The 7,969-nt window shown below is 45.8% G+C and carries 5 protein-coding genes; 2 read left to right on the top strand and 3 right to left on the bottom strand.

What is annotated here, in order from left to right:
* Positions 1-47: 47 nt before the first annotated feature.
* Both xylA and xylB read right to left on the bottom strand, forming a co-directional pair.
* A complete protein-coding gene (gene xylA / locus ACTD55_RS16865) occupies positions 48-1,367 on the bottom strand; it encodes a xylose isomerase (RefSeq protein WP_438865500.1) in 1,320 nt (439 codons plus the stop codon).
* A gap of 135 nt (positions 1,368-1,502) precedes the next feature.
* Positions 1,503-2,966, bottom strand: coding sequence for a xylulokinase (gene xylB / locus ACTD55_RS16860; protein WP_438865499.1), 1,464 nt, complete (start codon positions 2,964-2,966; stop codon positions 1,503-1,505).
* 238 nt (positions 2,967-3,204) lie between these two features.
* Between xylB and ACTD55_RS16855 the strand changes: the two genes are divergently transcribed.
* Positions 3,205-4,407, top strand: a complete 1,203-nt coding sequence (locus tag ACTD55_RS16855; RefSeq protein ID WP_438865498.1) for a XylR family transcriptional regulator — start codon at positions 3,205-3,207, stop codon at positions 4,405-4,407.
* Positions 4,388-4,618, top strand: coding sequence for a DUF1653 domain-containing protein (locus ACTD55_RS16850; RefSeq protein WP_438865497.1), 231 nt, complete (start codon positions 4,388-4,390; stop codon positions 4,616-4,618). Before ACTD55_RS16855 ends, ACTD55_RS16850 begins: the two co-directional genes overlap by 20 nt.
* 86 nt (positions 4,619-4,704) lie before the next feature.
* Here ACTD55_RS16850 and ACTD55_RS16845 read toward each other — a convergent pair whose 3' ends face one another.
* On the bottom strand, positions 4,705-7,773 hold the full coding sequence (locus ACTD55_RS16845) for a TonB-dependent receptor (RefSeq protein ID WP_438865496.1): 3,069 nt from the start codon (positions 7,771-7,773) through the stop codon (positions 4,705-4,707).
* Positions 7,774-7,969: the final 196 nt, after the last annotated feature.

Raw genomic sequence — 7,969 nt, 5'->3', positions numbered from 1 at the left:
GCCTTTGTCGTTTTGACTTTGGATTAAGGTTGACTTAAACCTATGCCTTATTTAAAAAGCACATTGTTAACCTGATTTTCCAGCAATTCTTGCTGACCGGAAACATGCTTGGGCGCAAAGTCGTTATCGGTGGCGTGTTTGGCCAAGGATTCAAGGCTGTATTTGCCTTCCAGAATCGCTTTACCCAGTTCCGCATCCCAACCGGCATAACGCTTGTCTTTACCTTTGGCGATAAAGTCATTTTCAATGATTTCAGCGGCTTTCTTAAGACCCAATGCACAAGTATCCATACCGCCAATGTGGCCGTGGAACAAGTCTTCTGCATCGATACTTTGACGACGTAGCTTGGTGTCAAAGTTGAAACCACCGGTGGTGTAACCGCCATTTTTAAGGATTTCGTAGCAAATCAACGTCATTTCTTCAACGCTGTTAGGGAATTGGTCAGTATCCCAACCTAATTGCGCATCACCACGGTTAGCATCGATTGAGCCGAAAATGCCTAAGGCAAATGCGGTGGCGATTTCGTGATGGAAAGAATGGCCAGATAAGGTAGCGTGGTTTGCTTCGATATTTACCGCAAACTCTTTCTCGATACCGAATTCTTTTAAGAAACCATAAACGGTTGCGGTATCGTAGTCGTACTGATGCTTAGTTGGCTCTTGTGGCTTAGGTTCGATAAGCAATAAACCGTCAAAACCGATTTTATATTTATGCTCAACGACCATTTGCATAAAGCGCCCAAATTGCTCACGCTCACGCTTAAGATCCGTATTTAACAGAGTTTCGTAACCTTCACGACCACCCCATAATACGTAGTTGGCACCGCCCAGTTTCTTAGTGGCGTTCATGGCGTTGAACACTTGTGTTGCAGCGTAGCTGAAGATCTCTGGATTAGGATTAGTTGATGCACCAGACATATAACGTGGATTACTGAATGCGTTTGCTGTGCCCCATAACAATTCAACACCGGTTTCTTGCTGTTTTTGCGCCAGCACGTCGGTCATTTTAGCCAGGTTGTTAACATATTCCTTAATTGAACTGCCTTCTGGAGATACATCAATATCATGGAAGGTATAAAAAGGAACGTTGATTTTATCGAAGAATTCAAAAGCAACATTAGCCTTTTCAAGTGCACGCTGCATGGGATCGCCTGCTTTTAACCAAGGGCGTCCATAAGTACCAGCACCGAATACATCGGCACCATCCCAACAGAAGTTGTGCCAGTAACAAGCGGCAAAGCGCAAATGCTCACGCATGGTTTTACCCAGAACTTTCTCTTCTGGATTGTAGTGTTTAAATGCTAATGGGTTGGTGGAATTGGATCCTTCGTATTGGATTTTATCCACATTTTTAAAAAAATCTGACATAAGATGCTCCGGGCATTATTAACCCGCTATACGGGTACTTAAAAAGTGTGGTGATTCTGGGCTTAGTTGCCCTGAGTCACAATTACGGATTTTGACTCGCTTTTTCCTTTTTTGCGTTTGCACAACGCGGTTTTTCTACTGTCTAAACAGGCCTTCAGTCTGTTTGTACAACTGCTTAAATGTATTTCTACGCTGCTGGTAATAATCAGCCAATTGCGGGTTTGGCTGATGGGATTCCACCAGCTTAGGGATCGGACATATGTCCGCAATGGATGTACCCGGATTCATGGCCAATTGGGCTAATCTTGCCGCTCCTAATGCGGGGCCAACTTCACCACCTTGACGGTAGCTAACCGGTTTGCCTAACGCATCGGCCAGTAACTGGCGCCAATAAGCGCTGCGCGCACCGCCGCCAATCAGGCTAATATCATCGGGTTGCAAACCAGCGGCATGTAAAGCATCCATTCCTTCTGCCAACGCCATGGTTACCCCTTGCAATACGGCTTGTCCCAACTGGGTTTTGTTGGTTGCCGAGGTCATGCCAAAAAAACTGGCAGTGGCATTGGGATTATTATGCGGCGTGCGTTCTCCGGTTAAATACGGTAAAAAATACGGCACGGTCGGATCATCAATACGGGTATTGTGTTCCACGTCGGCTAATAACTGCCCGACATCGGTGATACCACTGTTATTGGCAAACCAGTCCAGGCAGCTGGCCGCACTGAGTACGACAGACATTAAATGCCAGCTATCAGGTAGGGCATGGCAGAAGCTGTGTACCGCTGATTCGGGGTTACTTTTGTAGCCGTCACTGACGGCAAAATAGACACCAGAGGTTCCTAAAGACAGCATGGCTTGTCCGGGATTCACGATACCCACACCAACGGCACCTGCCGCGTTATCACCGCCACCAGCCACGACAGCGACTTTTTGCATGCCCCATTTTTGTGCCAGTTCAGGCAACAGATAACCGGTTATCTCCGACCCTTCATATAATGTGGGCATTTGCTCTATGGTTAACCCTGTCGCGGCTAACATTTGACTGTTCCATTCACGTTTGCCCACATCCAGCCAGCTGGTTCCCGCGGAATCGGACATATCCGAGGCGTAATCACCGGTCAGGCGCAGGCGTAAATAATCTTTAGGCAGTAATACTTTACTGATCTTGTCAAAAATCTCTGGCTCGTGTTGTTTTACCCACAGCAATTTGGGAGCGGTAAAACCGGGCATAACCAGATTTCCGGTAATTTGTTTGGATTCACTCACGCTGGCTTCAATTTGCTGACACTGCTGTTCGCTGCGCCCGTCGTTCCATAAAATAGCCGGGCGCAATATGTTATCGCTGGCATCCAGTAAGGTCGCGCCATGCATTTGACCGGCTAAGCCAATAGCGGTTACCGAAGACAGATCCTGTTGTTGGCTAAGTTGATCGAGACAATCAATGGTACCTTGCCACCAATGCAGTGGATCTTGCTCAGACCATAGTGGTTTTGGAATGCTAACATTTAGTTTACATGTGGTGGTTGCCAGAATGTCGCCATCGTCATTCATTAGAATGGTTTTAACGCCAGATGTGCCTAAATCAATGCCGATATACATGGCAAACTCCTAAAATAGTGATCAATTGCAAAACTCTAATGCTTGTTGTTAGGCGCATTTGGAGCAATTACGAAATTTGATATAAGTTTTGTGGATTATCTACTGTGGGCAACATGATAAAGTTCATAGTTTTCTTGTCTATACAAAAAAACATAAACTTTATTATGAAAATACGTTGAATTGTTTTTGATTAGGTCACAGAATATTAACATTCGAGTGCTTAATTATCGGTGACGACATGTTTGAGAAAAAACACAGTATTACGCTTTTATTCAATGCCAGCAAAGTTTATGACCGTAATGTTATCGAAGGGATTGGTAATTACTTACAAATATCCAAGGCAGACTGGGATCTGTATTTGGAAGAAGATTTTATGGCGCGTCTGGAACATCTGGACGACTGGGGCGGGGATGGCATTATTGCTGACTTTGATAACCCTGAAATTCAAGCCGCGCTATTAAAAACTAAAGTACCGGTAGTGGGGGTAGGAGGCTCATACAGCGATCCTAAGGATTATCCGGATGTGCCTTATGTCGCTACCGATAACCATGCGTTAATCAACGAGGCATATCAACATTTACGCCAAAAAGGGATTGAGCAGTTTGCTTTTTATGGTGCGCCTATCGATGAGTCCCAGCGTTGGGCACAAGAGCGTGAAAGTGCCATGGTTAATATCACTGAAGCCGAAGGCTACGAATGCCATGTTTATCGCGGTCATTCGGTGCGCCCGGAAACCTGGCAGTATAGTATTCGGCGTCTGGCAGATTGGTTACAATCATTACCCACTCCGATTGGAATTGTGGCAGTAACCGATGCCCGTGCTCGCCATTTACTGCAAGTCTGTGATCATATTGGTATGTTAATCCCGGAAAAAATCTCGGTCATCGGTATTGATGATGATGATATTGCCCGTTTCTTAAGCCGAGTCAGTTTAAGCTCGGTAACCCAAGGCTGTTTTGAAATGGGCTTCCAGGCCGCCAAGCAGTTACACAAGATTTTAAATGGCCGTAAAGGAGCGCAAAAGCCGATTCTGATCCCGCCCGCGGGTGTTGCTGAACGTCAATCCACTGATTTTAAGGCGATTAAAGATCCTCATGTCATGCAGGCCATGCACTTTATCCGCCAAAATGCGTGTCGGGGAATAAAAGTGGATCAGGTGCTTGATTATGTGGGAATTTCCCGCTCCAATCTGGAACATCGCTTTAAAGAAGAGCGTGGACACAGTATTCATAATGAAATCCATAATGAAAAGCTGAAAAAAGCCTGTAATCTGCTTAAACAGACCGACCAAACCACCGCCAGTATCGCCAATATTTGCGGTTATCCATCGTTACAATATATGTATGCGGTGTTTAAAAAACATTTTGATAAAACCCCGCGTGAATATCGTGATGAATCCAAGGGGTATGAAAAGGAAGAAGATGGGGCGACAGTTGAGTAAAGATCTGCAACCGGGTAAATATCGTCATTATAAGGGTAATGAATATCAGGTTATTGATGTCGCTACCCATTCTGAAGATGGTAGCTTACTTGTGGTTTATCGTCCCTTATATGGGGAGGGGAAATTATGGGTAAGGCCATTGAGCATGTTTAGTGAAATGGTCACAGTGGATGGCCAACAGGTCCCTCGTTTTGCCTTTATTGAATCTTAATATAGCAGCCTGTTGCGGATTTCATCATTCGCAACAGGCGACTATGGATTCAGACTATAAAGGTTCTGATTGACTCAAGGTATTAATTAAAATCTCGCCTCGAATCCCAAACGTACAGAGCGCGGAGCCGTCCATGAATACGCTGCGCCATACCATTGGTTGTAGGTACCTTCACTGCGACGTTGCTCATAGTGTTCGTTGGGTGAGGTGACTTCGATATTATTCAACACATTAAATACATCTAATGAGGCTTTCATATCCACACCTGAAACACTAAAGTTGTACGCCACAGACACATCTACATTAAATAACCATGGTGTTCTGCCAGCGGAACCGCGAGGAGTGAAATTGTAGACTTTTTCTTCTACATCACATCCACCATTACCATTGGTATCAGGACACTGACCGGTGAATATATAATAGGTATCACCGTAACTGCCGTAGATATCCGGATTATCATCAGGGTATCCCTGACCAAAGGTAGATAATGGACGGCCACTGGTTAAACTGGAATTAAAGCCCAGCGTCCAGTCATCGTTAATATCATAACTACCAAATAGCTTGAATACATGCCGACGGTCGTTAGGTTGATAACCTTGTGCTCCATCCATCAAAGCGGGGAAGTCGAAATCCTGAGTTACCCCTGCATCGGCCTGATCAATATCCGATTTAACCGCACCTTCAAAGTTACCGGTGCTGCGTGACCAAGTGTAGATAAAGTTCATCCGGAAATTATCGGTGCGATAATTCAACTTGGTTTGTAAAGCCATATATTCATTGTTGGCTTCCGGTAGACCAATTTGTTCTGCGGTAGTGGTGGTGCGAGAACCAGGATCGGCCACACCATCGGCTAAGTCAAAGGCACTATAATCTTCGTTAGGATCATGTTCGTCCAAGTTGTTACGAGGGTCGCCTTCGCCATAGTAATACACCCCATCCTTATACGCCGTGGCATCTTTACCGGGACTGACCATTAAGCAATAAGGATAGGCGTAAGCTCCACAGTAGTCGTCCAGCGCACTGGTGACTTCACGATAGGTGGCGCTAACGGCTACAGACCAATCATCGTTTATGACTTGCTCGTAACCGATAATTAACTCATCCCGGGCGAAGGGATTGGCTTCTTCGGTTTGGAAAATCGCTTTTTCCGGAATGGCCGGGATCGAATTGATGTTGGTCGATGTTGCCTGATTACCGGTGATCGGTGCTGTACCTGTTGGCGCACCGGTGGTGGCATCCGAACCCGTAAAGGTATAGTAAGTGGTGGTATCACTTACGCCAGACGCTGCTCGATAGATAGTGTTGTTAGCGATAGGTAAATAATAACGTCCCCAGGTACCGTAAATCTTGGAGTCGCCATCACCGTTAATATCCCAGCTAAAGCCCAATCGTGGGGCGATATCGGTATCAAATTCGAACAGTAATTTTCCGGTCGTACCTTCCCCCTCAAACTTGTCTTTACGGAATCCGATATTCAGTACCAGGTTATCCAATAATTGCCACTGGTCTTCTATATAGTAGGCATTCAGATCAGAACTGAATCCTCCGCCACCGACAAATATTCGATCCGATACATAATTGATGGTGGCACCGGTATTATTGGTAAATGGAATACCCTGAATACTGGAGTTGGGGGCCAGACTGCTGTAATCATAGGTATGACCGCCAACGGGCACTGTCACACGAGTGGATTCACGCTGTTGGATATCCAAACCAGCTTTCAGGGTATGGTCGCCCCATACATATTCCAGATCCAGGCGATACTGGGTGTTTTTGTCGAAATTATCCCCGGTCGAGCCACCTGGTCCACAGCCACTCACTGGGTTAGGAATACTACGAGAATCCGATACTCCCGGACAATCAAGATTACTGGGGTCGGTGGCATATTGGGTTTCGATTTGGCCTGCCATTGCTGAAACGGATAAATCGTCAGTCAGGTAACCGGTATAGCTTAAGCTTTGTGCTTCGCCCCCCCGTTTACGGATATTAACGCCGATTTCTTCTCCGATAACGCCAGTGTCAGGATTGTAGGCATTAATAGTGTCGGTCGTGTCATTACGGTTAGAATAAGCAAAATAGCTTAACCGATGATCTTCACTAATATCCCAATCCAGTTTAGCCGCCCAAAACAAGTTATCCCCACCGGATGCTTCACGAACATGGTACTCGGTATCAGCGCGATAAAAGGCATTCCCATTATTCAAATCTGCCGCGAATTTGTTTTCTGTGCTACGTGGGTTAATTAAGGCATAGATAAACAACGTATCTTCAATTATCGGGCCTGCCGCAGATACGGTGAAATCAAAGGTGTCGTTTTCGGTCACACTGTCATCACGGAATACATTACCGGTACCACCGTTACCGCGAGACTTTAACCCTTTTTCCTGTAAGCCTGCCGGACTCCAGGTTGCAGTGGTAGCAAACTCCCACTCATTGGTACCGCTTTTGGTAACCGCGTTGACGACACCACCGGTAGTCCGGCCAAACTGGGCTGAATAACCACCGGTTTTAACCTGGAATTCTTTGTAAAATTCGAAGGGGACTGATCCACAGCCTAATCCTTGGCGAGTATCAGTGACTTCCAGTCCGTTGATATAACAAGAGTTCTCCGCAATTGACGCACCACCGAAAGAGGCATTGGTGTTATCGCCAAAACCCTGATCACCTTGTATGGTACCGGGAGCCAGCAAAGAAACGGCAGTAATACTTCTACCTACCGGCATTCTGTCCAGTTCGAGTTCGCCAATAACCAACCCCGAATCGGTGGTGGATACATCAACAGCAGAAACCCGAGCACCGGTAACTTCAATAACTTCGGTGCCAGTATCGGTTAATAGATTGAAGTTGGCCGTTGCGTTGGATCCCAATGATACGCGGATCTTATCTTGCGCAACTACTCGACCATTCTTACTGACCGTGATGTCATATTCGCCGGTTGGCAACTTTGCAAAGCGATATGAACCATCGTCACCAATTGATATTTGGCGACTGTAGCCTGTTTTAGGATCGGCAGCGGTAACCGTATATTGGCTATAATCATTAGCCATGATAGAACCAACAATATTCGAGGTGGCGCTATCTGCCATCACCGGAGCGGTTAGACCTAACGACGCGGCCACAGCAATAGCTGTGACACTTCTTTTAAATGTGTACATATGGTGTCTCCCAAGCTCAACAAGATCATCTTGGTCTTGTGAACTTTGTATTAGTTTTTGCCCATACTTAACGAAGTGGTTCCATCCCAATACCGATGCAACAAAGCTGCTCAGTGTGAATGTGATGTGACGACTACTTTTTATATGGATCCTTTGTTTTGACGGATAATGCTTTGTTATCCAGTGCCAAATTATG

Origin of the sequence: Neptunicella sp., assembly GCF_048268085.1 — a bacterium.
Classification (GTDB): domain Bacteria; phylum Pseudomonadota; class Gammaproteobacteria; order Enterobacterales; family Alteromonadaceae; genus Neptunicella.
The sequence above is the reverse complement of the archived record's forward strand: the minus strand, read 5'-3'. Positions and strand labels throughout refer to the sequence as shown.

Bases quoted from the DNA above. Each gene is read 5' to 3' on its own strand.
- xylA (WP_438865500.1), bottom strand. From the start codon at position 1,367: ATGTCAGATTTTTTTAAAAATGTGGATAAAATCCAATACGAAGGATCC.
- ACTD55_RS16850 (WP_438865497.1), top strand. From the start codon at position 4,388: ATGGGGCGACAGTTGAGTAAAGATCTGCAACCGGGTAAATATCGTCAT.
- ACTD55_RS16845 (WP_438865496.1), bottom strand. From the start codon at position 7,773: ATGTACACATTTAAAAGAAGTGTCACAGCTATTGCTGTGGCCGCGTCG.
- ACTD55_RS16855 (WP_438865498.1), top strand. From the start codon at position 3,205: ATGTTTGAGAAAAAACACAGTATTACGCTTTTATTCAATGCCAGCAAA.
- xylB (WP_438865499.1), bottom strand. From the start codon at position 2,966: ATGTATATCGGCATTGATTTAGGCACATCTGGCGTTAAAACCATTCTA.